Below are 568 nucleotides of genomic sequence, written 5' to 3'. Positions count from 1 at the left end.
CGGGTCGGTTGGTGCGTATGTGGCGCAGGTCGATCGTGTGTTGTCTGCTGGGGTGGGGTTGTTTCCGGAGTTTGGTGGTCCGGGTCGGGTTGATGGTGGTGGTCCGGTGGTGCCGGGGGCGCCCTCTGGTGGTCGGTTGCAGTCGGGTGTGGATGGTGCTGCTGGGAGTTATCGGCAGGGCTGGTCTGGTGTGAGCGGGTTGGATGCGGATACCAACACGTCGGCGGCTGATGGCCGTTCTGCGGGTGAGCAGGGTCGTGGTGGGGCGTCGGGGGTGCGTGATTCTGCGCGGTCTCAGGCGGCGGCGATTGCGCCGGCGACCGGGACGCCGGCGGGTTCGCGGTTGATGGTGTCGACGATGGATGAGCGGCTGGGTGCGATGCAGCAGCAGATCGATGTGACCAAGGCTCAGAACAAGTTGTTGGCGGGGCGGTTGCGTCAGGTGGCTCAGGCCTATCGGTCGATGTCGGCGATGGGTGGTGGCCGTGGCGGGATGATGGGCGGGATGGGGATGCCCAGTTTCGGTGGTGGCGGTATGCCCACCGGTGGTGGCGGTGGTGGCGGCATC

Annotated in this window: 1 protein-coding gene and 1 pseudogene; both read left to right on the top strand. The window is 66.9% G+C overall.

Going from position 1 to position 568, the window contains the following annotated elements; all coding sequences use genetic code 11:
- Positions 1-194 (top strand): hypothetical protein (locus A5779_RS34255; protein ID WP_207549046.1); only part of this gene is annotated, 194 nt, incomplete at its 5' end.
- Positions 195-358: 164 nt separating this feature from the next.
- Positions 359-568 (top strand): annotated as a pseudogene (locus A5779_RS33990) (NlpC/P60 family protein); the annotation flags it as partial.

The organism is Mycolicibacterium peregrinum (assembly GCF_001665625.1).
In the GTDB taxonomy this organism is placed as follows: domain Bacteria; phylum Actinomycetota; class Actinomycetes; order Mycobacteriales; family Mycobacteriaceae; genus Mycobacterium; species Mycobacterium peregrinum_B.
Note: the sequence above shows the minus strand (reverse complement) of the source record. Positions and strands in the feature narration are given on the sequence as shown.